31 protein-coding genes are annotated in these 26,112 nt (G+C 66.6%); 14 read left to right on the forward strand and 17 right to left on the reverse strand.

The window, feature by feature from the left end; all coding sequences use genetic code 11:
* Positions 1-156: 156 nt before the first annotated feature.
* The 4 genes from CFB34_RS30915 to CFB34_RS30930 form a co-directional block, all read right to left on the reverse strand.
* Positions 157-789: a glutathione S-transferase gene (locus CFB34_RS30915; RefSeq protein ID WP_089440345.1), complete on the reverse strand. Its 633-nt coding sequence runs from the start codon at positions 787-789 to the stop codon at positions 157-159.
* Between the two features lie 34 nt (positions 790-823).
* A complete protein-coding gene (locus tag CFB34_RS30920; RefSeq protein WP_089440344.1) occupies positions 824-1,570 on the reverse strand; it encodes a glucose 1-dehydrogenase in 747 nt (248 codons plus the stop codon).
* 32 nt (positions 1,571-1,602) lie between these two features.
* Positions 1,603-2,463, reverse strand: a complete 861-nt coding sequence (locus CFB34_RS30925) for an alpha/beta hydrolase (RefSeq protein WP_089440343.1) — start codon at positions 2,461-2,463, stop codon at positions 1,603-1,605.
* A gap of 120 nt (positions 2,464-2,583) precedes the next feature.
* The gene (locus tag CFB34_RS30930; RefSeq protein WP_089440342.1) at positions 2,584-3,333 is read right to left on the reverse strand and encodes a glucose 1-dehydrogenase; all 750 of its coding nucleotides are present in this window, start codon (positions 3,331-3,333) and stop codon (positions 2,584-2,586) included.
* A 161-nt stretch (positions 3,334-3,494) separates the two neighbouring features.
* On the opposite strand from CFB34_RS30930, the gene CFB34_RS30935 reads away from it, so the two are divergent.
* Entirely contained in the window at positions 3,495-4,409 is a 915-nt protein-coding gene (locus CFB34_RS30935) for a LysR family transcriptional regulator (RefSeq protein WP_089440341.1), read from the forward strand.
* A 161-nt stretch (positions 4,410-4,570) separates the two neighbouring features.
* On the opposite strand, the gene CFB34_RS30940 is transcribed toward CFB34_RS30935, so the two are convergent.
* Complete coding sequence (locus CFB34_RS30940) at positions 4,571-5,188, reverse strand: 3'-5' exonuclease (protein ID WP_089440340.1); 618 nt, start codon at positions 5,186-5,188, stop codon at positions 4,571-4,573.
* 234 nt (positions 5,189-5,422) lie between these two features.
* Positions 5,423-6,088: a DJ-1/PfpI family protein gene (locus CFB34_RS30945; protein WP_089440339.1), complete on the reverse strand. Its 666-nt coding sequence runs from the start codon at positions 6,086-6,088 to the stop codon at positions 5,423-5,425.
* Between CFB34_RS30945 and CFB34_RS30950 the strand changes: the two genes are divergently transcribed.
* Positions 5,990-6,739, forward strand: a complete 750-nt coding sequence (locus CFB34_RS30950) for a TetR/AcrR family transcriptional regulator (RefSeq protein WP_306427077.1) — start codon at positions 5,990-5,992, stop codon at positions 6,737-6,739. The two genes, CFB34_RS30945 and CFB34_RS30950, sit on opposite strands and share 99 nt — an antisense overlap.
* Before the next feature lie 114 nt (positions 6,740-6,853).
* On the opposite strand, the gene CFB34_RS30955 is transcribed toward CFB34_RS30950, so the two are convergent.
* The 8 genes from CFB34_RS30955 to CFB34_RS30990 all read right to left on the reverse strand — a co-directional run bounded on the left by CFB34_RS30955 (position 6,854) and on the right by CFB34_RS30990 (position 13,032).
* Positions 6,854-7,318 carry an acetyltransferase gene (locus tag CFB34_RS30955; RefSeq protein WP_089440338.1) on the reverse strand — a complete coding sequence of 155 codons (465 nt, stop codon included), beginning with the start codon at positions 7,316-7,318 and terminating at the stop codon, positions 6,854-6,856.
* A 116-nt stretch (positions 7,319-7,434) separates the two neighbouring features.
* Entirely contained in the window at positions 7,435-7,926 is a 492-nt protein-coding gene (locus tag CFB34_RS30960) for an NUDIX hydrolase (protein ID WP_071334662.1), read from the reverse strand.
* A 50-nt stretch (positions 7,927-7,976) separates the two neighbouring features.
* Positions 7,977-8,891 (reverse strand): NAD(P)-dependent oxidoreductase, encoded by a 915-nt coding sequence (locus tag CFB34_RS30965; protein ID WP_256979865.1) that lies wholly within the window; start codon positions 8,889-8,891, stop codon positions 7,977-7,979.
* Positions 8,892-8,958: 67 nt separating this feature from the next.
* The gene (locus CFB34_RS30970; protein ID WP_046545961.1) at positions 8,959-9,246 is read right to left on the reverse strand and encodes a DUF971 domain-containing protein; all 288 of its coding nucleotides are present in this window, start codon (positions 9,244-9,246) and stop codon (positions 8,959-8,961) included.
* Positions 9,243-10,238 (reverse strand): HEAT repeat domain-containing protein, encoded by a 996-nt coding sequence (locus tag CFB34_RS30975; protein WP_089440336.1) that lies wholly within the window; start codon positions 10,236-10,238, stop codon positions 9,243-9,245. The genes CFB34_RS30970 and CFB34_RS30975 overlap by 4 nt, the downstream gene beginning before the upstream one ends.
* Before the next feature lie 31 nt (positions 10,239-10,269).
* Positions 10,270-10,515 (reverse strand): ferredoxin family protein, encoded by a 246-nt coding sequence (locus CFB34_RS30980; protein WP_039342800.1) that lies wholly within the window; start codon positions 10,513-10,515, stop codon positions 10,270-10,272.
* A gap of 10 nt (positions 10,516-10,525) precedes the next feature.
* The gene (locus tag CFB34_RS30985; RefSeq protein ID WP_089440335.1) at positions 10,526-12,265 is read right to left on the reverse strand and encodes a fumarate reductase/succinate dehydrogenase flavoprotein subunit; all 1,740 of its coding nucleotides are present in this window, start codon (positions 12,263-12,265) and stop codon (positions 10,526-10,528) included.
* Complete coding sequence (locus CFB34_RS30990) at positions 12,262-13,032, reverse strand: GntR family transcriptional regulator (RefSeq protein WP_089440334.1); 771 nt, start codon at positions 13,030-13,032, stop codon at positions 12,262-12,264. The genes CFB34_RS30985 and CFB34_RS30990 overlap by 4 nt, the downstream gene beginning before the upstream one ends.
* Before the next feature lie 322 nt (positions 13,033-13,354).
* Between CFB34_RS30990 and CFB34_RS30995 the strand changes: the two genes are divergently transcribed.
* The 11 genes from CFB34_RS30995 (at position 13,355) to CFB34_RS31045 (ending at position 23,551) form a co-directional block, all read left to right on the forward strand.
* Positions 13,355-14,575, forward strand: coding sequence for an MFS transporter (locus CFB34_RS30995; RefSeq protein ID WP_089440333.1), 1,221 nt, complete (start codon positions 13,355-13,357; stop codon positions 14,573-14,575).
* A 281-nt stretch (positions 14,576-14,856) separates the two neighbouring features.
* A complete protein-coding gene (locus tag CFB34_RS31000) occupies positions 14,857-15,258 on the forward strand; it encodes a DnaJ family domain-containing protein (protein WP_006478536.1) in 402 nt (133 codons plus the stop codon).
* A complete protein-coding gene (gene tadA, locus CFB34_RS31005) occupies positions 15,255-15,851 on the forward strand; it encodes a tRNA adenosine(34) deaminase TadA (protein WP_089440332.1) in 597 nt (198 codons plus the stop codon). The genes CFB34_RS31000 and tadA overlap by 4 nt, the downstream gene beginning before the upstream one ends.
* Before the next feature lie 94 nt (positions 15,852-15,945).
* Positions 15,946-16,884 carry a muramoyltetrapeptide carboxypeptidase gene (gene ldcA / locus CFB34_RS31010; protein WP_089440331.1) on the forward strand — a complete coding sequence of 313 codons (939 nt, stop codon included), beginning with the start codon at positions 15,946-15,948 and terminating at the stop codon, positions 16,882-16,884.
* Between the two features lie 308 nt (positions 16,885-17,192).
* Positions 17,193-17,897: a GntR family transcriptional regulator gene (locus CFB34_RS31015; protein ID WP_089440330.1), complete on the forward strand. Its 705-nt coding sequence runs from the start codon at positions 17,193-17,195 to the stop codon at positions 17,895-17,897.
* A 150-nt stretch (positions 17,898-18,047) separates the two neighbouring features.
* Positions 18,048-19,532 (forward strand): NCS1 family nucleobase:cation symporter-1, encoded by a 1,485-nt coding sequence (locus CFB34_RS31020; protein WP_089440329.1) that lies wholly within the window; start codon positions 18,048-18,050, stop codon positions 19,530-19,532.
* 10 nt (positions 19,533-19,542) lie between these two features.
* Positions 19,543-20,334, forward strand: coding sequence for an aspartate/glutamate racemase family protein (locus CFB34_RS31025; protein WP_089440328.1), 792 nt, complete (start codon positions 19,543-19,545; stop codon positions 20,332-20,334).
* A gap of 148 nt (positions 20,335-20,482) precedes the next feature.
* Positions 20,483-21,436, forward strand: a complete 954-nt coding sequence (gene puuE, locus CFB34_RS31030) for an allantoinase PuuE (RefSeq protein ID WP_089440327.1) — start codon at positions 20,483-20,485, stop codon at positions 21,434-21,436.
* A complete protein-coding gene (uraD, locus tag CFB34_RS31035) occupies positions 21,433-21,954 on the forward strand; it encodes a 2-oxo-4-hydroxy-4-carboxy-5-ureidoimidazoline decarboxylase (RefSeq protein ID WP_089440326.1) in 522 nt (173 codons plus the stop codon). Before puuE ends, uraD begins: the two co-directional genes overlap by 4 nt.
* Positions 21,955-22,028: 74 nt before the next feature.
* Positions 22,029-23,042 carry an allantoicase gene (gene alc, locus CFB34_RS31040; RefSeq protein WP_089440325.1) on the forward strand — a complete coding sequence of 338 codons (1,014 nt, stop codon included), beginning with the start codon at positions 22,029-22,031 and terminating at the stop codon, positions 23,040-23,042.
* Entirely contained in the window at positions 23,039-23,551 is a 513-nt protein-coding gene (locus tag CFB34_RS31045) for an ureidoglycolate lyase (RefSeq protein WP_089440324.1), read from the forward strand. Before alc ends, CFB34_RS31045 begins: the two co-directional genes overlap by 4 nt.
* A gap of 40 nt (positions 23,552-23,591) precedes the next feature.
* Here CFB34_RS31045 and CFB34_RS31050 read toward each other — a convergent pair whose 3' ends face one another.
* A complete protein-coding gene (locus tag CFB34_RS31050; RefSeq protein ID WP_089440323.1) occupies positions 23,592-23,801 on the reverse strand; it encodes a hypothetical protein in 210 nt (69 codons plus the stop codon).
* A gap of 128 nt (positions 23,802-23,929) precedes the next feature.
* Between CFB34_RS31050 and CFB34_RS31055 the strand changes: the two genes are divergently transcribed.
* Positions 23,930-24,346 carry an ACT domain-containing protein gene (locus CFB34_RS31055; RefSeq protein WP_089440322.1) on the forward strand — a complete coding sequence of 139 codons (417 nt, stop codon included), beginning with the start codon at positions 23,930-23,932 and terminating at the stop codon, positions 24,344-24,346.
* A gap of 98 nt (positions 24,347-24,444) precedes the next feature.
* Here the strand turns inward: CFB34_RS31055 and CFB34_RS31060 are convergent, their stop codons facing one another.
* Positions 24,445-25,638, reverse strand: a complete 1,194-nt coding sequence (locus CFB34_RS31060) for a urate hydroxylase PuuD (RefSeq protein WP_039342830.1) — start codon at positions 25,636-25,638, stop codon at positions 24,445-24,447.
* Positions 25,639-25,690: 52 nt separating this feature from the next.
* The gene (gene uraH, locus CFB34_RS31065) at positions 25,691-26,044 is read right to left on the reverse strand and encodes a hydroxyisourate hydrolase (RefSeq protein WP_011352401.1); all 354 of its coding nucleotides are present in this window, start codon (positions 26,042-26,044) and stop codon (positions 25,691-25,693) included.
* Between the last annotated feature and the right edge of the window lie 68 nt (positions 26,045-26,112).

A 26,112-nucleotide genomic window follows, 5' to 3' on the forward strand; every position in this document is an offset into this window, starting at 1 on the left:
ACCGTCCTTGACGGTAAAAGTCTTCCCGGGGAAGCTTGTTTTACGCGGCTTTCCGGGCATCCGCAGGTCTCCCGATCCCTGACGGTAAAACCGACGGTAACGCCGTCAAAAAATTGAACGCGGTGAACGCTTCGCAATATGCGAAACGGACCGTGTTCAAGCGGCTGCACTGCCGCGAAGCGAGACGGTGTCGTACCAGCGTCGCAGCGCACGGAATTCTTCCGGAATCGACAAGTCGATCGCCTTGGCGGCGAAATCCACAGTGGCGAGCAGCGTGATGTCCGCTACCGAGAAGTTCTCGCCAGCGGCGAAGGGCGACTCGGCCAACCGCGCGTTCATGTCCGCGAACAGATTTTTTACGCGCCGCGTGCTGCGCTCGACCAGTGCAGGGATCTGCTCGTAGTCGTGCGGTCCCGCGATCGCCCGGCCTTTCAGGCCGGGCGCCTTGTTCCGAATCGCTTCCATCACTGACGCGAATCCTTCCTGCTCGATGCGGCGATCCCACATCGAGACCACGGCCTGCTCCGCGGGCGTCGTGCCGAAGAGCGAGGGCGTCGGGTACACATCATCGAGGTAGCGGTTGATGACGGGCACTTCGCCGAGGACCGTCCCATCATCCAGCACCAGCGTGGGCACGACGCGGCGCGGATTGATGGCGCGGTAGGCGTCGGCGTGTTGTTCGCCCTTGCCCAGGTCGACCGGGACCAGGATGGGAGTGAGGCCCTTCTCGGCGAGCAGGATGCGCACGCGACGGGAATTGGGCGACGACGTGGAGTGATAGAGCTTCATTTGAATTTCCTTGAGAGATTGAATGGGTCCGGGCTCAAAGCTTGGAGCCGCCATCCACGCGCAACGTGTCACCGGTGATCCAGCGCGCCTGGTCCGAGGCCAGGAACGCGACGACGCTGGCGATGTCCTCGGGTTGGGCCACGCGTTGCAAGGCCTGCATGCCGAGGGTTGCCTCGCGGCCCGCGTCCGTCTTGGTGAAACTCGACATCTCGGTTTCCACCACGCCCGGTGCCACCGCGTTGACGCGGATGCCACGCGAGCCGAGAGCCGCGGCCCAGTGCTTCACCAGCGTATCGATCGCACCCTTGGTGGCCGAGTAGGCAGAGAGCGTGCCGACCGAGGCGTGTGCCGCCAGCGACGACAGCAGGACGATGCTGCTCCCTTTGCACAGAGCAGGCAGCAGTTGCTGCACGAGGAAAAATGGTGCACGCACGTTGACGGCGAAGAGCGCGTCGAAGTCCTCGACCGTCGTCTCCTCGATCGACGCGGCCTTGGCGATGCCCGCATTGGCCACCAGGACATCCAGCCGTCCGCCGATGATGGTGCGAACGCGTTCGGCGAGCTGGTGCGGACCGTCCGGCGAACGCAGGTCGGTGGCGATCGTCTCGGCTTTGCCGCCGGCCCGGCGGATTTCGTCGACCACGGCGGTCGCCTCCGTCTCGCCGCTGCCGTAGTGAACCAGCACCTGCGCTCCGGCCGCGGCCAGCGTCAAGGCGGTGGCGCGGCCGATGCCGCGCGAAGCACCGGTGACGAGCGCGGTCTTGCCCGTGAGTGAGTTCATGACGTCCGTCTCCAAAGAGGTTGCGAGGTCGCTCAAGCGCTGGCCATGCCGGCCGGGCCTTCGTTCAGGAACTGAACGGCGTGCGCGACGAAGCGCTCCGGGTACTGATAAATCGAGCCGTGGCCGGCGTCCGGATAGAGCACCAGTTGGGCGTTCGGCAGGTGCTGCTGCAGCGTGACGGAGTGCGCTGTCGGGATGATCGCGTCGTTGCTGCCCTGGACGATCAGCGTGGGCTGCCGGATCGACTTCAGGTAGGCCAGCGCATTCTCGTCCGGCGCGATCCATTTGCCGATGGCGGCGCCTTGGGCGGCGACGGTTTGCGCGCTCACTTCCGGGTCGCGATCCTGGCGGCGCCACTTGCGTTGAAGGAAGGCGATGCCGGCTTTCTGGCTGGCCTCGGACGGCGCGAAGTGCACCGACAGCCAGAGATGTTCAGGCGGCTCGTAGCGGCCCGCGAAGATCTCGGCCGAGCGGCTGGCCGTCATGTCGTTGCCGCGATGGCCGGTGCCGACGAGGATGAGCTTGCGCACGAGATCCCCGCCTTGAAGTGCGATCTCCTGCGCGACGAAACCGCCAATCGAGATGCCCAGCACATCGACCTGGTCGAGGCCGAGCGCGCGGATGAAGGCAATGGCGTTGGCGCCCATTTCCGGGAAGCTTGCCGGCGTCTCGCCGGACGAGCTGGACACGCCGGCGTTGTTGAACAGGATCACCTCGCGCGTCTCTGCGAGGCCGTCGGTCACGGCCGGATCCCAATAGTCCATCGTTCCGGTGTAGTGCTGGTTGAAAACGATTGGCACGCCGCTTGACTTACCGAACCGGCGATAGGCGAAGCGGATGCCATTGGCCTCGACGTACCGGGTCGGGGCGGTGTGATGGGTGAAGGTGTTCATGGTCGTATTCCCGATGAGGCTGACGGATTCTCGAGCGGGCAAGACGCTGCCCGGCTCCGGTGCAAAGCCGGGCGTTGCCCGGGCGACAGGGAGGGCCGCGCCGGCTCGGCGCGGCTCGGATCAGCCGGCGGTCTTGCCGCCGTCGACGGTGACGATCTGGCCGGTTACGAACGCTGCAGCGTCCGAAGCCAGGAAGCGCACGGCCGCTGCAATCTCGGCCGGCTTGCCGACGCGGCCCAGCGGCACGCCCGAAGCGAGCGCGGCCTTGTTCTCCGGCGTGCCGGTGAAGCGGTCCAGCATGCCGGTGTCGGTCGGACCGGGAGCCACGGCGTTGACGCGAACGCCCGCGGCCGCCACTTCCAGCGCTGCGGACTTGGTCATGCCCTCGACGGCATGCTTGCTGCCGGCGTACACCGACGCGTAGGCCGCACCTTCATGCCCGTAAGTCGAGGAGATGTTGATGATGCTGCCGCTGCCCTGGGCAGTCATCACGCGCAGTTCGTGCTTCATGCTCAGCAGCGTGCCGAGCACGTTGGTGTCGAAGGTGGCGGCGTAGCTGTCGGCGGTCTGGTTCACGATCAGGCCGGGCTGGCCTTCGGTGCCGGCGTTGTTGACGGCCACGTCCAGGCGGCCGAAGTGCGCCACGGTCTGGTCCACCAGATCCTGGACCTCCTGGTCGTGCCGGACATCGGCCTGGATGAAGTGGGCCTCGGCGCCCAGCTGACGGAGTTCGGACTCGAGCGCCTTGCCTTCCGCGGGCCGGCGGCCGGAGATGACGAGACGGGCGCCGCTGCCTGCAAACGCCAGGGCGGTGGCGCGACCGATGCCGGTCAGCGCGCCGGTGACGAGAATGACGGGGTTGGAGGTCATGATATGCTCCTTGAGGTATGACGGTTGACGTATGGGCGATGGGTTGCCGGGGTTCGGAAGCTGCTTTTCCCGGCGCCATGGTTGAGAATTTAGGGGCTTCCACTCGCAAACAAAAAGACTTTGTAAGCGGGTGGGGGTGCTTGAAAAGCATGGGAGAAAGCATGGAGCTGAGACATCTGCGCTACTTCATCGCCGTGGCGGAGACGGGGAGCCTGACGGTGGCTGCCGAGCGTCGGCTGCACACCTCCCAGCCTTCGCTGAGCCGGCAGATTCGCGATCTGGAAGATCAGGTCGGCGTGGATCTGCTGAGCCGCAGCACGCGCGGCGTCGAACTGACGCCGGCGGGGAAAGCCTTCATCGATCACGCGCGGCTGGCCCTGAGCCAGGTTGATGCGGCGATCGAGGCCGCGCGCCGGGCGGCGCAGCCGAGCAAGCAGCGTTTTGCACTGGGATTCCTGACCGGGCAGGAGATGACCTGGCTGCCGAAGGCGCTGAACTTGCTACGCGACGAGCTGCCGAACATCGATGTGACGGTCTCCAGCGATTACTCACCGGACCTGGCGGATGCATTGGCGCGTGGCCGGCTGGACCTGGCCTTTCTGCGCGCCGAGCCGGGCTTCGATCTGGATTACACGACGGTTGGCCAAGAGCCGCTGGTCGTGCTGATGCCGAGCGATCATGCGTTGGCGTCGCAAGAGCGCATCCGACCGCAGCAACTCGTGGGACAGCCCTTCGTGGCCATGGCCAACAAGGCACGCGTGCTGCGTTCCGTGGTGGACACGTACCTGCAGCGCGAAGGTGTGACGCTTACGCCCACCCAGGGCGTGGACAACCCGGCGATGGTGATGTCGCTCGTGGCGTCGACGCGCGGGCTGACGTTGATTCCCGACTATGTCGAGAACCTGCTGCCGTGGTCCGTGGTGAGCCGCCCCCTGGCGGGAGATGCACCGACAATCGACCTCGTTGTCGGTCACAGCCGCTCCAACGCCTCTCCGATCCTCAAGCTCTTCTTGTCGCGGTTGAGCGAGCTGGTGCCTGCGGCCGCCAAACAAGCAACGCAGCCGAGAATGTCATAAGGAGGGTGCCTGCCATTTTCGGCGCAGGACCGGTGGTACACGTGGTAATTCGGAATCAACCGGAAGACTGTTGCGACATGAAAACGGCTTGGCAGTTTGAGGTTGCCAAGCCGTTTTTCATCAGTGGATTGCGCGAGTCGGAAGCATCGCGACCCGAATGCTCACGCGTGTGCGCCCACGAGCGAACGCAGGTAGGTCGGCACTTTCGCCTTCGCCGTGGCCTGCACACGCGTCATGAGCGCGTGATCGATGCGATTCAGTCCGTAAGTCCGCGCAATGTCGTGCTGCAGCCGGCACCACAGGCGCCCGGCCATCTCGGCATCGACCATCGCCCGGTGCGCACGGCCCGATTTCGGCAGCCGCAGCATATCCACCAGGCTCGACAGGCGGTGACTCCGGGCATCCGGATAGATACGTCTCGCCACGAGCATCGTGCACGCAAAGGCATGCTCGGCCGACACGCCAAGCAGCCCGAGTTCCGACTGCCAGAACCGTTTGTCGAACCCGGCGTTGTGGGCCACGACCGCATGCTTGCCGACGAACGCCGCGGCTTCCTTCATGACTTCCGACGCCGGCGGTGCCGCTGCGATCATTTCGTTCGTGATGCCGGTCAGCGCGACGACATCGGACGGTATGCGTCTGCCTGCATTCATCAGGCTCTGGAAACGGTCGACGATTTCACCGTCCCGGAGCAGGATGACGGCGATTTCGGTCGCACGGTCGCCCAGATTCGGCGAAAGTCCGGTTGTTTCGAAGTCCAGTACCGCAACGGTTTGCATGGTCGAATCCTGTGGCGTCACGCGGTGTCGTTAGAGTGGCCGAGAGGTTAGCATCTCCAGGCCCGCGACAGGCTCGTTCAGTCCGGGAAACGATCATCCGTGCGGACCGCGCCGACCCGATCGAGGCCCCGGACCGCCCGCGACTTCGTCCCGATCCGCCGTTGGCCCGGCAGCACGCACGACAATGCAACAGGCTGCTGGCCGCCGGCTATCGGCAGCGCATCGGCCCGCGCGTCATGCTGCAAGCCCGTTTTTGCCTTCGACCATCCGGATCGGGCCCGCGGTTCGTCCCGCACCCTGCCTGATGCTGAACTCGATCAGGTCTTCATAAATCTCCCGTTGCCCGGCCGGCAGCACGGGCAGCAGCGTCTCGCGGCGCTTGTCCGCATCGAACATCGATTCGACCAGCCATCCTGTCAGATAGACCGACGCAAGGCATCCGCCGGCGGTCGCGACGTTGCGATGGCACACCAGCGGCTGGTCCGGGACGTCCAGCCCGAGTGCCTGCAGACCCTTCCGCGCGTCGGGATGCGTCGTGGCGCGGCGCGCCGGCAGCAGCCCGAGCCGCTCGAGAATGAACGCTCCGCCGCAGATCGACCCGACAAGCTGGCGCTCCGGATCGAGATCGAACGACGGCAGGAAATCGGGATGGGCCAATGCGGCGGGCACGCCTTCCTTGCCGCTCGAAAAGAGGACAGCGTCAGCGTGATTGGCGTCGGCAAGCGGGCCGTGCGTCGGGATGGCCAAGCCATGTGCGGAATGCAGCACCGGCTGTGCGCCCAGAATCCGGACGCGCCAATCGTGGCTGTTGCGGCCGAGAATGTCCCACATCAGGAACAGGTCGACGTCGGTGAAGCGGTCGAATGCGACGAGCGCGATGTCTTTCAAGATGGACTCCATGCGTCGGGGCGCGCAGCCGGGAGCGGCCGCGGCCGTGATAGAGTTCGCAGCCTATCTGTCCATGCCGCACCATACACAGCCTGTATGCCGATGACGATGAGCACATTGACGCGAAACGACTGGATTGCAGCGGGCTTCGACGCCCTCGACGGGGAAGGGTATGCGGGCATTTCGGCCGAGAGCCTCGCGCGCCGGCTGAACGTGACCCGCGGATCGTTCTATCACCACTTCCGTAATCGCGAGGACTTCGTCAGGACGTTGCTGACCGCTTGGGAGGACGACTACACCGCGCGCATGCTTGCGTATGCGGCAGAGGGCCGCGGTGCCGGCGACACACTCGCGCGCTATCTGCGCATTGCCGCCGAGAAGCGGCCCGGGCGTGAAATCGCGATTCGCGCATGGGCGCTGCACGATCCGCTGGTCGCGGAATTCCAGCAGCGTGTCGATGCGGCGCGGCTCGCGTTTGCGATCGAGACGTCACGCGGGCTGGTACGTACGTCTGGCGAGGCGGAGATCGTCGGGCAGGCCGTGCACATGTGCCTGATCGGTGGACAACAGGCCGGGCTGCGGCGCGATGCCGACCGGTTCAACGGTTTCATGCGGCGCGCGGTTGCAATGGTCGAGCGCGTGGTGCCGGTGCGTCGTGCATGACGCGTCGCGTGGCCGCATGCGGCATACGTGGAGCGGATCTGGGGCAGGTCGCCGCGTTCGCGTGCCCGGCGCGCATGACGTGGAGGGCGGCGCGCAATCCCGCGCCGGCCACGGTTATGCGTGCTGCGGCGAGGACGACGATTTCGCGCGATAGCGCAGGTGAATCAACGGATAGGCGCGCCCCTGCCCATCGAGCGCCGATCGCCCGGTGCGCTCGAAGCCGAGCCGTTCATAGAATCCTGCCGCCGCTTCGTTCTGCTCGTTGACGTCGGTCGACAGGTCGGGGTGACGCTTGAGCGCATCTTCCACGAGCAGGCGCCCGACACCCGCGCCATGGTGAGCGGGATCGACGAACAGCGCTTCCATATGACTGCCGTCGAGCAGCATGAAGCCGATCGCGCGGTCGGAATCGTCGACGGCGAGATCGAGCGGCGCACCGGGCAGGAACGCGACGACTTCGGATTCGATCGCACGTCGGTCGTCGTCGCTGAGGAAGGGGTGCGTGGCGTCGACCGCGTTGCGCCAGATATCCAGCACGCGTGCGCCGTCGGCCGGGGTGGATTTGCGAATTCTGATCATGGGTTGGCCCGTCTTTGATTTGTAATTGGCAGTTCGTCGGCGGGTAGCCGGCACCGTCATGGCCCCGATCGGGCCGCTCGCAAAGGCTGCGAGAAAGACGGCGGTGTTTCAGGTTTTCAAGTATTGGCCGGACGCTGCGCGTGACCAGGGACCGCAGCATGCTCGATCGCGCGTCGCGCGACATCACGAACTCCCGCGCTCATCGGCAAGTCATCGCGGTCGAGTTCGGCGAGATCGAACCAGCGCGCATCGAGCGCATCGTCGCCGGCGGCAGGCGTGCCGCGCAACCATCGGCACAGCACCGCGACCATGACGAAATGCTGACGCACGTCGCCGCCAGCATCGTAATCGAACGCATCCAGCGCGGTAAAGGCGTCGAGCGCCTCGACGTCCATGGTCGTCTCTTCGGCGATCTCGCGCACGACCGCGTTCGCAATCGATTCCCCCACTTCGATCTTGCCGCCGGGAAAGCCCCAGCAGCCCGCATCGGGCGGATTGGCGCGACGTACCAGCAGCACGTCGCGCTCCCGCAGCACGATGCCGATCACGGCGGGAACCGGGCGGACGGAAGCGGGGATGCGGGTCGGGGAGCGAGGTGAGTCGGACATGTGGTGCTACGCGCGGGTGCGTTCGGGTGGGTGGGGCGGCCGGCGACGTTTCATTGCGCGCGGTCGGTGCGCTGCTCGATCGCGCGGATCACCGCGACCATGTCGTCCGCGCCATGTCCGGCTCGCTCGGTCTCGCCGTACAGCGCATGGCAGATGTCGAGCAGGGGCGACGCGATGCCGATGCCGCGCGCGGATTCGGCGACGAGGCGGGCATTCTTCAGCACGTCGGTGATCGCGGCCTGCACCGAGAAATCCGCCGCGACGAGTTTGCCGAGCTTCACGCGTGACACGTCGCTCGCCATCGGGCCTGCGTTCAGCACGTCGGCGAAGCGGGCGAGATCGATGCCGTGGCGTTGCGCGAAATGCGTGGCTTCGGTCAGGCCGGTGACCATCGTGATCAGGAACAGGTTCACGGCGAGCTTCATCGTCAGCGCCGACGGAACGTCGCCGCACACGAAGCTGTCGCGGCACAGTGGCTTCACGAGCGAACGGACGGCGTCGACGTCGTCCGGCGCGCCGGCGAGCATCACGACGAGTTGACCGGCTTCGGCCGGCTTGCGCGACCCCGACACGGGTGCTTCGACGTAACGGCCCGACGCGGCGGCGATTTCGTCGGCCAGCGCGCGCGAGTATTCGGGCGGATGCGTGCCCATGTTGACGATCGTATGTCCGGCGACGCGGCGGCTGAAATCGGTCGTGCCGCGTCCGAGGACGGCATCGGTCGCCGCGTCGTTCGCGAGCATCAGGATGACGGTGCGGCAGGCCGCGAACACGTCGTCTGCATGGTCGGCCACGCGCGCGCCGGCGTCACGCAGCGCATCGTCGCTGCCGTGCGACCGGCTCCACACGATGAGCGGCGTACCGGCCCGTGCAAGATTGAGCGCCATCGGCGTGCCCATCACGCCAAGGCCGATGAATCCGACTGCGGTCTGCATGTTCTGGCTCCCACGGTGGGTGGAGACGATCGTGGGCGTCAGTATCGCAGCGTTTCCGCACGCCTGCCATGTGGTCCGCACGCCTGCGGGCGCCACGTCACGGTTGCGCCGTCATCTCCGCCAGATACGGCCACGGATAGATGCCGCGCGCATGACCGTCGCCGAATACCGCGCGGATACCGTAGCCGGCTGCCTCGACGTCGTTCAGCATCACATCGGGTCGTACATCGACACGACCGCCGTCGCGCCGGATCCTTCGGCATTCCGCACACGGGCAATCAACGCGCAGCTGCGCATAGCCGATGCGTTGCGTGTGACCGTCCGGCCAGCGGAGCGTCAATGTGCGCGCAGGGTGATCGAGCGCGATTTCGGTCGGGGCGATCATGGCGACGACGCGTCGATTTGCCGGATCGCGATCCGCACGGCCTTGCGTACTTCCGGATCGTGGTCCTCCAGCGCGCGGGTCAGCGCGGGCAACGTCGCGCGGTCGCGCAATTCGCCGAGCGCAAGCGCGGCTTCCTTGCGCAGGTTGCTGATTGCATGCGAGAGCAGCGCGGCGACGGCCGGCGCCGCGTCCGCATCGCGCAGTTGCCCGAGCGCACGTGCGGCACGCAGGCGCACTTGCCAGTAGTCGTCGTCGAGCGCGGCGACGAGCGGTTCGCGTGCGGTCGCAACGCGCAGCTTGCCGAGCGTCGTGGCCGCTTCCTCGCGCACCTGCCATTCGTGGTCGCGTAGTGCGACGAACAGTGCGTGGATGGTGGACGCATCGTCGGGCGCCGCGAAACCGATCGCGCCGACCGCGATACGTCGCACGTCCGCTGCGGTATCTGTCGTCGCGATGCCCGCGAGCGGCGGCAGCGCACGCGGATCCTTGAGCCAGCCGAGCACCGCCACGGCTTCGGCGCGCACTGCGGCGTGTTCCGCGTCGAGCGCGTGCAGCGCGGGCGCGAATGCGCCGGGGTCGCGCAACTCGCGCAATCCACGCAGTACGGCTCGGCGCACGAACGGCTCGGGCCGGGCCGCCCATCGACACAGCACGGCGCCCGATGCCGAGTCCTTCAGTTCGGACAGGCTTTGCGCCGCGGCGGCGCGCACGTCGTCGTCCGGATCGAGCAACGCACCGCACAGTGCGTTGACGACGTCGGGTTGCTCCCACGCACCGAGCACGCGCGCCGCTTCGGCGCGCACGTCGGCCGACGGATCGTCGCGCAGCGCGACGATGAAAGCGGGCACGAACCCGGGGTCCTCGAGATCGGCGAGTTCGAACAGTGCGACGCGGCGCACGGCGGCATCGGGCGCCGCGAGGCGGGCGGCGAGTGCGGCTTCGTCGGAAGCGTGCGCGCGGGCCGGCGCGGCAGCGAAGGAGGAGTCGGTCATGGGCGACGGGAGGGAGCGTTGGGGGACAGGGTCAGCGCAGCAGGTAAGGGATGTCGACCTTGACCGCGCCGGTCGGGCAGTCGCGTTCGCATGGCATGCAGTACCAGCATTCGTCGAACTGCATATAGGCCTTGCCCTTGGTCACGTCGATCGCGAGCAGGTCGAGCGGGCACACGTCGACGCAGACGGTGCAGCCCTTGTCGGCGATGCACAGGTTCTCGTCGATCGTCACGGGTGCGCTGCTGCGCTGGAAGATGTCGTGCGGGGTATGGGGCATGGCTGGTTCCTCAAAGGGCGGCCGCGAGCGCGGCCGGTTCGCGGATGCGCAGATTCGTGTAGGCGCCGCGCTCGTCGTCGGCAAGCGGCATGACATACGGTTCGACCGGCCGCTTCTCGCTGCGCATCGCTCCCGCGGCGTCCTTGCGCAGCCAGGTGTGGCAAAACCATTCGGCGTCGTTGCGATGCGGGAAGTCGACGCGGTGGTGGTACAGGCCCCAGCGGCTTTCGGTGCGGAACAGCGACGCGCGCGCGGCCATTTCCGCGCAGTCACGGATCGCGCGCACCTCGGCGGCGCGCATCAGTTCGTGCGGGTGGTTCGCCTTGATCTCTTCGATATCCTCAGTAATGGCGTCAAAGCGTTGCAGCCCGATTTCCATCTTGCGCGTCACCTTCGGTGGTTGCAGATAGTCGTTCACCATGCGGCGCAGCTTGTATTCGACTTGCGCCGGCGCCAGGCCGCGCTCGCGCAGCAGCGGGGCAAGCACACGGGTGCGTTCGGCGGCGACCTGTTCGTCGTCCACCGGCGCATGCGCGCGGCCGGCCACGTAGTCGGCCGCGTTCTGTCCGGCAAACCAGCCATACGTGAATGCGCCGAGCATGTAGTTGTGCGGGACGGCCGCCATGTCGCCGGCCGCGTAGAGCCCGGGCACGGTCGTCTCCGCGCGGGCGTTCACGTACACGCCGGATGCGCTGTGCCCGCTGCAGAAACCGATCTCGGAGATGTGCATCTCGACCATCTGGCTGCGGTAATCGGTGCCGCGCCCCGCATGAAAGCGGCCGCGGCTCGGCCGCTCGTTCGTATGCAGGATCTGCTCGATGGTCTGGATCGTTTCTTCCGCGAGATGGTCGAGCTTCAGGAACACGGGGCCGTTGCCGCTTTGCAGTTCCTGGTAGAACTCCCACATCATCTGGCCGCTCCAGTAATCGCATTCGATGAAGCGTTCGCCCTTGCCGTTCGCGGTGAAGCCGCCGAGCGGGCCGGTGACGTACGCGCACGCGGGGCCGTTGTAGTCCTTGATCAGCGGATTGATCTGGAAGCATTCGAGATTCGCGAGTGCGGCACCGGCGTGATACGCCATCGCGTAGCCGTCGCCCGCGTTGGTCGGGTTCTCGTAGGTGCCCATCAGGTAGCCCGAGGCCGGCAGGCCGAGGCGACCGGCCGCGCCGCAGCAGAGAATCACGGCCTTCGCGCGGATCACGTGGAACTCGGCGGTGCGGCAGTCGAAGCCGAGCACGCCGCTTGCGCGACCCTGCGCGTCGGTCAGCACGCGCGTCGCGACGATCCGGTTCGTGATCGCGATGCGCGCGCGCTTCAGCTGCCGGTACAGCACCTTCTTGATGTCGTGTCCTTCCGGCATCGGCAGCACGTACGAGCCCATGTGATGGACCTTCTTCACCGCGTAGTCGCCGGTGCCGTCCTTCTCGAACTTCACGCCCCAGCGGTCGAGCTGCTCGATCGTTTCGAAGCTGTGCGTCGCATACGCGTACACGGCCTCCTGGTCGACGATGCCGTCGTTGGCGATCGTGATCTCGCGCGTGTACTGCTCGGGCGTCGCATGCCCGGGGATCACGGCGTTGTTCAGGCCGTCCATCCCCATCGAGATCGCGCCGCTGCGCTTCACGTTGGCCTTTTCGAGCAACAGCACGCGCAGGGACGGGTCGCGCTCCTTCGCCTTGATCGCCGCCATCGGGCCGGCCGTGCCGCCGCCCACCACGACGATGTCGTATTCGAGCACATGGGTAGTCATTGCTGTTTCCTTGCAGGTTTGCGCGGTTTCTGCCGGTCGATGCGCAGCCGGTACTGGAAGGCGTCGCCGCGGAAGTAGAGGTATTCGAAGTCGATCGGTGCGCCCGACGCGTCATGCGTGAGGCGCTCGATGCGCAGCACGGGGCTGCTTTCCTCGACGTGCAGCGCATCGACGATCTCGTCGTCGGCGAGGATCGCGTCGATCGATACGTCGGCATGGCCGAGCGGGATGCCGCAGTCGTTTTCCAGGACCAGGAAAATGTCGCGCGTCGCGAGGTCGGCGCCCGCGAGGCGCTTGCCGAGGGCTTCCGGTACCCACGTCTGTTCGAGCGACACGGGCTCGCGATTGAGCAGCCGCACGCGATGAATCTCGACGAGCGGCGCGCCCTCGGGCACGTTCAGCTTCGTCGCGAGATGGCGGTCGGCCTTGACGGTGCGGAAGCTGCGCACCTGGTTGACGATCTCGTAGCCCATCGACGACATCGCCTCGGCGAAGCCCTGCAGCGACGTCACGTTCTGGAACGCCTTCGGCTTCGACACGAAGGTGCCCTTGCCGTGCAGCTTGAACAGCAGTCCTTCCTTCTGGAGATCGCCGAGCGCCTGGCGCACCGTGATGCGGCTGACGTCGAACATCGCGCAGAGTTCGTGCTCGGACGGCATCCGGCTGTGCGGCGCATAGGTGCCGTCGAGAATGCGCGCGCGCAGCGTGTCCTTGATCTGCACGTAGAGAGGAGCCGGCGACAGCGGCACGACGTTGGGGGAGGTCATCGGTCAACTTGTTATGACAAGATCGCTCGAGTGTAGTCAGCCGGATCGCGCGGCCCAACCAACTATTTCTGATTTCGACTTTCCGATTCCGGAAAAGCGCGGCGGCAGGGGACGGACCGAACGGACCATCCGCCATGTGGTGTCGGCTCGCTTCGCCCGTTACGGGCGCAACGGATCGGCGGACAACCAAAATTCGCCGGCGTGTGTGCCGCGCATGTCGATTTCCCGATGTGTCGCCCGTCGTATCCATGTCGACCGGGCCTTGCGCGAAGCAGGTGGCGCCCGGTTCCCGAGGATCGCCATCACGATAAGGAGGCACCCCATGCCGGATTCCCGATACCGCTGGGTCATCGTCGCCGCGGGCGGCCTGATGGGCTGCATCGCGATCGGCGCGATGTTTTCGCTGCCGGTATTCCTGCGCGCGATCGCGCGCGACACGGGCTGGTCGGTGACCGGCATTTCCGGCGCGATGACGCTCGGCTTCATCGCGATGGCCTTCGCGAGCATCGCGTGGGGCAGCCTGTCGGACCGCATCGGCACGCGCCCGGTCGTCATCACGGGCGCCGTCCTGCTGTCGGCAAGCCTGGCGCTGGCGAGCCGCGCGCCGTCGCTGCTCGCGTTTCAGCTCACGTTCGGCCTCGCCGTCGGCGGCGCGACGGCTGCGATATTCGCGCCGATGATGGCGTGCGTGACCGGTTGGTTCGACACGCACCGCAGCCTCGCGGTGTCGCTCGTGTCGGCCGGCATGGGGATGGCGCCGATGACGATGGCCCCGCTGGCCGCGTGGCTCGTGACGGTGCGCGACTGGCGCACGTCGATGCTGCTGATTGCGGTGCTGGCGGCCGTCGTGATGATTCCGGTGTCGCTGCTGGTGCGCCGGGCGCCCGCGCTCGACGGCGCGCGGGCGGCTTCAGCGGTGCCGGCGCCCGCCGGCGAGCCGGCGGCGATGTCGGTCGCGGACGCGCTGCGTTCGCCGCAGTTCATCGTGCTGCTGCTGACCAACTTCTTCTGCTGCGCAACGCATTCGGGCCCGATCTTCCATACGGTCAGCTACGCGGTGACGTGCGGGATCCCGCTGATCGCCGCGGTGTCGATCTACAGCGTCGAAGGGCTCGCCGGCATGGGCGGCCGGATCGCGTTCGGGATCCTGGGCGACCGCCTCGGCGCGAAGCGCATGCTGGTGGCCGGGCTGCTTGCGCAGGCGCTGGGGGCGCTCGGGTACTACTTCGTGCACACGCTCGACGGGTTCTACGCGGTCGCGATCGTGTTCGGCTTCATCTACGCGGGCGTGATGCCGCTGTATGCGGTGCTGGCGCGCGAGAACTTCCCGCTGCGGATGATGGGCACGGTGATCGGCGGCTGCGCGATGGCCGGCAGCCTCGGGATGGCCGCGGGGCCGGTCGCCGGCGGCCTGATCGTCGATACGTTCGGCAGCTACGGCTGGCTGTATCTCGGCTCGTTTGCGATCGGTCTCGGCGCGTTCCTGATCGCGACGATGTTCCGTCCGTTCGCGAACGCGCGGCGGGAAGCGGCGGCTGCCTGAACCGGGAAAACGGGAAACAGGGCCGCGTCTTTTTTCCGGGGCGGCGCGGTTCCGTTGGCGTCGTCCCACACCAAAACGGAGCCCGACACGGGGCGCGATGACCGGTGTCCAGATGGCCCACAGCCCGCTGCAGCGCAGCAGAGCGGCAAATGAGACCGATCGGCGCGCATGCCCCGCGATTCGGCCCCTAAAAAGCACAATATCGAGCATATATTCGAAGGGCCTGTCATACCCGCGTCACCCTGCTAGAATTCGGCCTGCCGCATTGTTCCGATTGACTGATGAGATTGCTTGACGCCCTGGTCGAACAACGTATTGCCGCCGCCGCCGCGCGGGGCGAGTTCGACGATTTGCCGGGTACCGGCGCGCCACAGGCGCTGGATGACGACCTGCTCGTGCCCGAGGAGGTGCGGGTGGCCAACCGTATCCTGAAGAATGCGGGCTTCGTGCCGCCGGCCGTCGAGCAATTGCGCGCGCTGCGCAACCTGCATGACGAAGTGCAGGCGGTCAGCGATCGCGCCGCGCGGTGCCGGTTGCAGGCGAAGATCCTCGCACTCGACATGGCGCTCGAATCGCTGCGCGGCGGCCCGATGGTGATGCCGCGCGACTACTGCCGGCGCATCGCGGAGCGCCTGTGCGAGCGCGGGCTCGACGAAGCGTCCGCCGAAGCGGGGCCGATGTGACGTCCGACGCGCTGCACGACGCAGCCCGGTCGACAGTCGCCCCGGCGGCCGAACCTGCCGCCGAATCTCCCGTTCCAGAAGCCGCGCCCGTATCGGCGCGCGACCTGCATTTCATGCGTCTCGCCCAGGCTGCCGCCGAAGAGGCGCGCGCGGCCGGCGAAGTGCCGGTCGGCGCGGTGCTCGTGCGTGGCGACGAAGTGATCGCACGCGGCTTCAACCATCCGATCGGCGGGCACGACCCGTCCGCCCATGCGGAAATGGCCGCGCTGCGCATGGCCGCACAGCATCTGCAGAATTACCGGATGCCCGGCTGCGAGCTGTACGTGACGCTCGAGCCGTGCCTGATGTGCGCGGGCGCGATCATGCATGCGCGCATCGCGCGGGTCGTCTACGGTGCCGCCGATCCGAAAACGGGCGCGTGCGGCAGCGTGATCGACGCATTCGCGAATCCGCAACTGAACCACCATACCGAAGTGACCGGCGGCGTGCTCGCCGACGAGTGCGGCGCCGCGCTGAAGTCGTTCTTCGCCGAGCGCCGTCGCGCACTGCGCGAAGCACGGCTCGCCCGCGACGCCGACTCCGGCGCGTCATAGGCGCGCTCGGCGCGAACCGGGCGTGCACGGTTCCGTGAACCGGAGACGGTTCGGTCCCTCTAAGGGGTTTGACGACCCGACACCTTTCTTCGCCATGTCCTTCCAGCCTGCCGCGTCCTACACCATCCGCCTGCTTGCGCCGTCCGGCTATCCGCACGATCCGGACGCGATCAATCGCGCGCTCGAACGCCTCAGCACCGCGCAGCATCGCATCGAGAACATCGAAGCGACGCAGCGGCGCTTCCAGCGGTTCGGCGGCACCGACGGCGAGCGGGCAGGCGACCTGAACCGTCTTGCCGATCCCGAGCGGCCGCTGCCGGACATCGCGCTCGCGGTGCGCGGCGGCTATGGCGCGGCGCGCATCCTGCACGGGCTCGATTATCGCGGGCTCGAACGCCGGCTGCGCGACCAGCCGGTCGCGCTCGTCGGCCACAGCGACTTCACGGCGCTCCAGCTCGCGCTGTACGCGAAGGCGCGCATCAAGACGTTCGGCGGCCCGATGCTGTCCGCCGACTTCGGTGCGGAAACGCCGAGCGACTTCACGATGCAGCACTTCTGGCAGACGCTGACGCAGCCGAGTACGACGATCATCGCCGAAGCACCGCAGGTGCAGACCGTGAACGTGACGGGCACGCTGTGGGGCGGCAACCTCGCGATCCTCACGTCGCTCGTCGGCACGCCGTACATGCCCGACATCGAAGGCGGCATCCTGTTCATCGAGGACGTCAACGAGCAGCCGTTCCGGATCGAGCGGATGATCTATCAACTGCATCTGTCGGGGCTGCTCGCGCGCCAGCAGGCGCTCGTGCTCGGCCAGTTCACCGGTGCGCGGCCGTTCGAGTACGACAACGGCTACGACATGCAGGCGATGATCGACCAGGTGCGCGCGGTGATCGGGATTCCGGTCGTGACGGGGCTTCAGTTCGGCCACGTGCCCGACCTGCTGACGCTGCCGTTCGGCGCACAGGCGCAACTGGTCGCGAATGCGCACGGTTTCCGGCTCACCGTGTCGGACTATCCGCACCTCGGTTGAGGCGGGCGCAGCCGGTCGAAAGGCGGGGGTTCCCGCCTTTTTCTTTATGTAGGCGCGCAACTAACGGTCAAATATTTTCGTCGACATCAGCATGCTCATCGCCGGATCTTGCACCAGTTTTGTCAACAAAATGACCGGGCGGGTATACGACGAGAAGCACGTCTGTCATACGTCTTGTCCTTGTCGTGCATGGATTCGATGCATCGCGCACCGAACCGGGTCGCGACGATGCACGCCGATTGTGCGCAATGCTCGAAAAGAATTGTTGACAATCTTTATGTCCGCCCTAGGATGAGGATCATCACACGATGCCGATCATGAACGAGCCCGAATCCCACCCGTCCGGTGCAGCCAGTCCCGAAGCGATCGCCGAGCGGATCCGCACGGCGATCCTCGAGCATCGGCTCGCGCCGGGCGCGAAGCTGACGGAGGCGCAGCTCTGCGAGGTGTTCAACGTGAAGCGCGGGGCGATCCGCCAGGCGCTCGCGCAGCTCGCGACCGACAAGCTGGTCGATCTGGAGCCGAACCGCGGCGCGTTCGTCGCGAGCCCGACGCTGCAGGACGTGCACGAGGTGTTCGAGATGCGCCGGATCATCGAGCTCGCCGTGGTCGAGCGGCTCGCGACCGGGCCCGGCGCGAAGCGGCTGAAGGGCGTCGCCGCGCTGATCGAGAAGGAACGCAAGGCGTTCCAGCGGCAGGACTTCGCGGCCTGGATCCGCCTGTCCGGCGAATTCCATACGGCGCTCGCCACGCTGATGGGCAATGCGACGCTCAGCGCGTGCCTCGAAGGGCTCGTCGCCCGCTCGACGCTGATGTCGGCGCTGTACGAGTCGCACGGGCGCAGCCCGTGCTCGTGCGACGACCACGACGAGATTCTCGGCGCGCTGGAGGCCGGCGATCCGAAGCGGGCGGTGACGCTGATGGCGCACCACCTGCAGCATGTCGAACTGAAGATGCTGGACCGGCCCGCACAAGGGCAGGTCGATTTGCGCGAAGTGTTCGGCGGCGCCTGAGCGGCGACGCGAACCCGGCCACGCGCCACAAGAACGAGCGAAATGCAGGCCCGCGGCATTTGCCGCGGGCCGCTGGTCCGACTCCGGGCGTCGATCCGGAGCGATATCGATGACGGTGGAGCGGCCTTGCGGCCGCGTCAAGGAGAAGTCATGGCTCAGTTCAGTGTGGCGCACGACAGCGCCTATCCGGCGGATGAAGGCGGCGAGGGCGGCGACCCGACACTGCCGAAGGGTTACAGCGAACGTCTGTACAACGAAGATTTGGCACCCCTGAAAAATCAGACATGGGGTGCGTACAACATCTTCGCGTTCTGGATGTCGGACGTGCACAGCGTCGGCGGCTACGTGTTCGCGGGGAGCCTGTTTGCGCTCGGGCTGACGAGCTGGCAGGTGCTGATCGCGCTGATCGTCGGGATCGGCTTCGTGAACCTGCTGTGCAACCTGATCGCTCGGCCGAGCCAGCAGATCGGCGTGCCGTATCCGGTCGCATGCCGCGCGACGTTCGGCGTGCTCGGCGCGAACGTGCCGGCCGTGATCCGCGGGCTGATCGCGATCGCGTGGTACGGGATCCAGACCTATCTCGCGTCGAGCGCGCTCGTGATCGTCGTGCTGAAATTCTTCCCGCAATGGCTGCCGTACGCGGACGTGCATCGCTACGGCTTCCTCGGGCTCTCGGCGGTCGGCTGGGCCGGCTTCATGCTGCTGTGGGTGCTCCAGGCGTTCGTGTTCTGGAACGGGATGGAGACGATCAAGAAGTTCATCGACTTCGCGGGGCCGGCCGTCTACGTCGTGATGTTCATCCTCGCCGGCTACATGGTGTGGCGCGCGGGCTGGCGCAACATCGGCCTCAACCTCGGCGGCGTGAAGTACCACGGCGCGGAAGTGATTCCGGTGATGATCACGGCCGTGTCGCTGGTCGTGTCGTACTTCTCCGGGCCGATGCTGAACTTCGGCGATTTCTCGCGCTACTGCCGCTCGTTCGGCGAAGTGAAGCGCGGCAATTTCTGGGGGCTGCCGGTCAACTTCCTCGCGTTCTCGCTCGTCACGGTGATCACGACGGCCGCGACGCTGCCGGTGTTCGGCGAACTCATCACCGACCCCGTCGAGACGGTCGGCCGCATCGACCATCCGACCGCGGTGATCCTCGGCGCGCTGACCTTCACGATCGCGACGATCGGCATCAACATCGTCGCGAACTTCGTGTCGCCCGCGTTCGACTTCTCGAACGTCGCGCCGCGCCTGATCAGCTGGCGCGCGGGCGGGATGCTCGCGGCCGTCGCGTCGATCTTCATCACGCCGTGGAACCTGTTCAACAACCCGGCCGTGATCCACTACACGCTCGACGTGCTCGGCGCGTTCATCGGCCCGCTGTACGGCGTGCTGATCGCCGACTTCTACCTCGTCAAGCGTGGCCGGCTCGTGCGCGACGATCTGTACACGATGTCGGAAAGCGGCACGTACTGGTACACGGGCGGCGTGAACCGCCGCGCGCTTGCCGCGCTGTTGCCGGCCGCGGTGATCGCGATCGTCTGCGTGATGGTGCCGGGCTGGCAGGGCGTCGCGAACTTCTCGTGGTTCATCGGCGCGGGGCTCGGCTTCGTGTTCTACCGGCTGCTCGTGAGCGCGAAGGCCTGAGGAGCATGCGATGAAGATCCGACTGATCAATCCGAATACGACCCAGCGGATGACCGACGCGATGGGCCGCTGCGCGCGCGAGGTCGCGGCCGCCGGCACGGAGATCGTCGCGGTGAGCCCGCCGATGGGGCCGCCGTCGATCGAAGGGTATTACGACGAGGCGCTCGCGACGCCGGGGCTGCTCGCCGAGATCGTGCAGGGCGAGCGCGACGGCTGCGATGCGTACGTGATCGCGTGCTTCGGCGATCCGGGCCTGTACGCGGCGCGCGAGCTCGCGCGCGGGCCGGTGATCGGCATCGCCGAGGCCGCGATGCATGCGGCGAGCGTGCTCGCGCCGGGCTTCTCGGTCGTCACGACGCTCGCGCGCACCTGCGGGATGGCTCGGCATCTCGCCGAGCGCTACGGGATGAAACGGTTCTGCCGCAACGTGCGCGCGACCGACGTCGCGGTGCTCGAGCTCGACCGGCCGGGCTCGGCCGCGCGCCGGATCATCGTCGACGAATGCCGGCGCGCGCTCGACGAGGACGGCGCCGACGCGATCGTGCTCGGTTGCGCGGGGATGGCCGAGTTCGCGCACGAGATCGAGCAGCAGATCGGCGCGCCGGTGGTCGAGGGCGTCACGGCGGCCGTCAAGTGGGCCGAGGCGCTCGTCGCACTGCGCCTGGCGACCGCGAAGCGCGGCGACTTCGCGCGCCCGCTGCCGAAGCGCTACGACGGCGCGTTCGCCCGCTTCAGCCCGCCGGACGGGGATCAGGCGGAACCTGTGCCGGATTTGCCGCAACCGCACATACACACCGTCTGACACGCACTATCTGCGCCGCTGTATGGGCGCGTATGGGCGTTTTCGCTAAACTGGGCCGTCATCGCATCGGCTTGCGCAGCCGGCCTCCGGCCCCCGCGCAGTCGATGCGAACCCATTATTTCAGCGAGCTTTCGCCGCACTTCGAACCATGTCACTCGATCCCAACTATCCTCGCGACCTGATCGGCTACGGCCGCCATCCCGTTCAGGCGAACTGGCCGGGACGCGCCCGCGTCGCCGTGCAATTCGTGCTGAATTACGAGGAGGGCGGCGAGAACTGCGTGCTGCACGGCGATCCGGGCTCCGAGCAGTTCCTGTCGGAAATCGTCGGCGCCGCCGCGTATCCCGACCGCCACATGAGCATGGAGTCGATCTACGAATACGGTTCGCGGGCCGGCGTGTGGCGCATCCTGCGCGAATTCGAGAAGCGCGGGTTGCCGCTGACGGTATTCGGCGTCGGCATGGCGATCGAACGCCATCCTGAGCTTGCACGTGCCTTCGTCGAGCTGGGCCATGAAATCGCGTGCCACGGCTGGCGCTGGATCCACTACCAGAGCATGACGCCGGAACTCGAGGCCGAGCACATGCGCCTCGGGATGGAAGCGATCGAGCGCGTGACGGGCGAGCGCCCGCTCGGCTGGTACACCGGCCGCGACAGCCCCAATACGCACCGCCTGGTCGCGGAATACGGCGGCTTCCTGTACGACTCCGACAACTACGGCGACGACCTGCCGTTCTGGATGGACGTCGACGTGTCGGGCGGCAAGAAAACGCCGCAGCTGATCGTGCCGTACACGCTCGACACGAACGACATGCGCTTCGCGACGCCGCAGGGCTTCAACACCGGCGATCACTTCTTCGACTACCTGCGCGATGCATTCGACGTGCTGTATGCGGAAGGCGACGAAGCGCCGAAGATGCTGTCGATCGGCATGCACTGCCGGTTGCTCGGCCGGCCGGGCCGGTTCCGCGGGCTGCAGCGTTTCCTCGACCACATCGAGAAGCACGATCGCGTATGGGTGACGCGCCGTGTCGATATCGCGCGTCACTGGCGTGAACATCATCCGTATCAGCCCAATCATCGAAACGAAGGGAAAGCATGAAGGCGATGCGCTACACGTTGGAACAACTGAACACGATGGCGCCGAGCGCATTTGTCGCGGCACTGTCGGGGATCTTCGAACATTCGCCGTGGGTGGCGGAAGTCGCCGCGGGCCAGCGGCCGTTCGCGAGCATCGATGCGCTGCACGAGACGATGTCGGATGCGGTGGAAACGGCCGGCGAAGCGCGCCAGCTCGCGCTGATCAACGCTCACCCGGAGCTGGCCGGCAAGGCTGCCGTGCGCGGCGAGCTGACCGCCGAGTCGACGCGCGAGCAGAGCGGCGCGGGCCTCGACCAGTGCACGCAGGAAGAGTTCGACAAGCTGCTGACGCTGAACCGCACGTATCGCGAGAAGTTCGGCTTCCCGTTCATCCTCGCGGTGCGCGGCTATGACCGGCACGGCATCATCGCGAACTTCGAGTCGCGCGTGAATCACTCGCGCACCGAGGAGCTGCGGGCGAGCCTCGACCAGATCTACCGGATCGCGCGCTTCCGCCTCGACGACCTGATCGACGCCTGACATCGCCGTCTGACACTGCGTACGGCCTGCTGCGTCGCAGCGGCCTGATCGCCTCACTGAAACAAGGAAACATCATGGCTGTTCCGCTTCTCGATCCCAACGCACCCGACTTCACGCGGCGCTACGTGAACCTGGCCGACCCGCGTCTCGGTGCGCAGGCGCTCGAGGCCAGCGACGATTTCTTCGCGCCGAAGGACCGGATGCTGAACCCCGAGCCGGCCGTGTTCATCCCCGGCAAGTACGACGACCACGGCAAGTGGATGGACGGCTGGGAAACGCGCCGCAAGCGCACGACGGGCTACGACTGGTGCATCGTCAAGCTCGCGCGCCCGGGCGTGATCAAGGGCTTCGACATCGACACGAGCCACTTCACCGGCAACTTCCCGCCGGCTGCATCGATCGAGGCCGCGTTCGTGGCCGACGGCGCGCCGACGCATGCGACCGAGTGGGTCGAGATCGTCCCGTCGACGACGCTGCAGGGCAACAGCCATCATTACGTCGAAGCGAGCGATGCGCGCGCCTTCACGCACCTGCGCGTGAACATCTATCCGGATGGCGGCATTGCACGCCTGCGCGTGTACGGCCAGCCGCAGCTCGACTGGGCCGGCGCGAGCGCGACCGAGCAGTTCGATCTCGCGGCGATGGAAAACGGCGGTTACGTGGTGGCCGCGAACAACCAGCACTTCGGCGTCGCGTCGAACCTGCTGCTGCCGGGCCGCGGCGTGAACATGGGCGACGGCTGGGAAACCCGCCGCCGCCGCGAACCGGGCAACGACTGGGCGATCATCGCGCTCGCGCAGCCGGGCGTGATCCGCAAGATCGAAGTCGATACCGCGTTCTTCAAGGGCAACTACCCGGACCGCTGCTCGGTCCAGGCCGCGTACGTGTCGGGCGGCACGGACAGCTCGCTGATCACGCAATCGATGTTCTGGCCGGTGCTGCTCGGCGAGCAGAAGCTGCAGATGGACAAGCAGCACTACTTCGAACAGGACATCGCGTCGCTCGGCCCCGTCACGCACGTGCGACTGAACATCATTCCGGACGGCGGCGTGTCGCGCCTGCGTCTGTGGGGGACGCTCGACAAATGAAGACGCTTGCCATCGAACCGCTGACCAAGGAAGCGTTCGCGCCGTTCGGCGACGTGATCGAAACGCAAGGGGCGAAGCAGATCCCGATCAACCTCGGCACCACGATCCGTTTTCACGATCTCGCGAAAGTCGACGTGACCGATGAAGGCGGCCGCACGCTCGTCAACCTGTTCCGCGGCCAGCCGCGCACGCTGCCGTTCGAAGTGAAGATGCTCGAGCGGCACCCGCTCGGCAGCCAGGCGTTCGTGCCGCTGAACGACCAGCCGTATCTCGTCGTCGTCGCGCCCGCGGGCGATCTCGATCCGGCGAAGATCCGCGCGTTCGTGACGAGCGGCTGGCAGGGTGTCAACTATGCGAAGGGCGTGTGGCATCACCCGCTGATCGCGCTCGGCGGCGTCAGCGACTTCATCGTCGTCGATCGCGGCGGCGATGGCCTGAACCTGAACGAGCAGGACCTGCAGGAATCGCTGTGGCTCACCGAGGATGCACTGGATGCGGTGACGGCCTGAGTCGCCGGCGTTGCTGCCGGCGTCTGACGAAACCCGCGCATCATGCGCGGGTTTTTTTATGTGCGGCCGGTTCGGCGAGATTCAGGTCGCCGTGTTTTTGCGCGCGCCACGGCGCGGCCGGCGGCTCCTGTTCGTATGCGCGATGCAGCAGCGCGACGAACGACGATGCGTCGGGCAGCGTCGTCGCGCCGAACCGGCGCACGGCCAGTATCACGTCGTGTATCCGCAGCGCATCCTGGACGATCCTCATACCGCAAGTTGTGCGACCGGCTCGCAGATGAACGCGTTGCGACGATGCGCGCGTCGTGGTGGCGTCTGCGCGTGCTATCGTGCCCGCATCTTGACCGCGCGACGCCCGATTCCGGGCATGTTCCTCCGATGAGCCAACCTGAAAACGACCTGGAGATCCTGCTGCGCACGATGCAGCCCGAGCTGCATCCGGGCGCGTTCGCCTTCGTATCGTTGCCGACCGACGCAGGCGTATCGTTATCCGAAGTGATCGCAACGTTTCGCGAAGCGGAAGGGCTGACGGTCGTGGTCGAAGTGGAGACGGCAGCGCGTCACGGCTGGCCCGTGCTGTTCCGCTCGGCCTGGATCACGCTGACCGTGCATTCCGACCTTGCGGCTGTCGGCCTCACGGCGGCGTTCGCACGCGCGCTGGGCGCGGCCGGCATCAGTTGCAACGTGATGGCGGCTGCCTGCCACGACCACATCTTCGTGCCGTTCGACGACGGCCCGCGCGCACTCGATGCGCTCGTCGCGCTTCAGCGCGACGCGATGCGCGCTGAGCGGTGAGCGCTAGCAACGCCGCTGCAACACGCAAAAAAACGGGCCCGTAACGGGCCCGCGAACGGAAAGGATTGCGCCGGAACACGACCCCGGCGCACGGCGGCTTACTTGTTCGCACCACCCTCGAACCACGCGGCGAGCTTCGTGCGCTCGTCGTCGGTCATGTGCGTGACGTTGCCGATCGGCATCGCCTTCAGGCGCACGGCCTGTTCATAGATACGCTGCGCATTCTTCGACACTTCGTCCGGCGTGTCGAACATCACGCCCGCGGGCGCGCTGCCCATCAGCGTCGGCTTCGCCGAGTGGCACTCGACGCAGCGCTGCTGCAGGATCGGCATGATGTCGTTGATCACGACCTTCGGCGCGTTCGCGGCCTGCGCTTCCGGCGCAACCGGCTTCGGCGTCGTCCAGACCAGTGCGCCGGCCAGCAATGCGACACCGCCGATCGGCAGGTACCACAGCTGCTTGCCGCGGTGGCGCATCACGAAGAACTGGCGAATCAGCGCGCCGGCCAGCATGATCAGCACGAGCACGACCCAGTTGAACTTGTTCGTGTACGTCATCGCATAGTGGTTCGACAGCATCGCGAACACGACCGGCAGCGTGAAGTACGTGTTGTGCACCGAGCGCTGCTTGCCGCGCTTGCCGTAGATCGGGTTCGGCTCTTCGCCCTTGAGCATCTTGTCGACCATCTTGCGCTGGCCGGGGATGATCACGAAGAACACGTTCGCCGACATGATCGTCGCGAGCATGGCGCCGACGATCAGGTACGCGGCACGACCCGCGAAGATGTGGCACGCGAGGTAGGCGGCGGCGACCACGTAGATGCCGACGCAGATGCCGAGCACGCGGTCGTTGGTGCCGAGGATGCGGCACAGCGAGTCATAGACGATCCAGCCGGCCGCGAGGAAGCCGAGTGCGGACGCGACGGCGACCACCGGGCCCATGTCGAGCACGCTCTTGTCGATCAGGTAGGTGTTCGGCGCGAGCAGGTACAGCACGAAGAACAGCGAGAAGCCCGACAGCCAGGTCGTGTACGACGGCCACTTCGACCAGTGCAGGTCATCCGGCATTTCCGGCGGGGCGACCGTGTACTTCTGCATGTTGTAGAAGCCGCCGCCGTGGACGTGCCACAGCTCGCCGAACACACCGCGCTTGCGCTGGTTCGGGTCGGTCGGCGGTTTCAGGCTGTTGTCGAGCGCGACGAAATAGAACGACTCGCCGATCCACGCAATGGCGACGATGACGTGCAGCCATCGCAGCGCGAGGTTCAGCCAGTCGGTGATGAAGCCTTCCATGAAACTCCTCCAGACTCAAATCGTTTGTTTGATGCGGGCGCTGATTCGAATGTCAGCTGCCGCGATAGGTGCTGTACGACCACGGCGACACGAGCAGCGGCACGTGGTAGTGCGAGCCGGTGTCGGCGATGCCGAAGCGGAGCACGACGCGATCGACGAAGCGGGGTTCGGGCACCTTCACGCCGAGCGACGCGAAGTAGTCGCCGGCATGGAACACGAGTTCGTATTCGCCGGCGGCGAGCGCGGCGCCTTCGAGCAGGGGTTCGTCGCAGCGGCCGTCGCTATTGGTCAGCACGGTCTTGATCGCGCGGCGCGATTCGCCGTCCAGCGCGTAGAGGTCCACCTTGATTGCAGCGCCGGGACGGCCGTGCGCCGTATCGAGTACGTGGGTAGTGAGCTTTCCCATTCGTTGTGTCCTTGTGTGAATGCGAGGTTCGGCGGCGACTCGATCCATGACTGTGCGGCGGATCGAGG

Source organism: Burkholderia sp. HI4860 (genome assembly GCF_002223045.2).
In the GTDB taxonomy this organism is placed as follows: domain Bacteria; phylum Pseudomonadota; class Gammaproteobacteria; order Burkholderiales; family Burkholderiaceae; genus Burkholderia.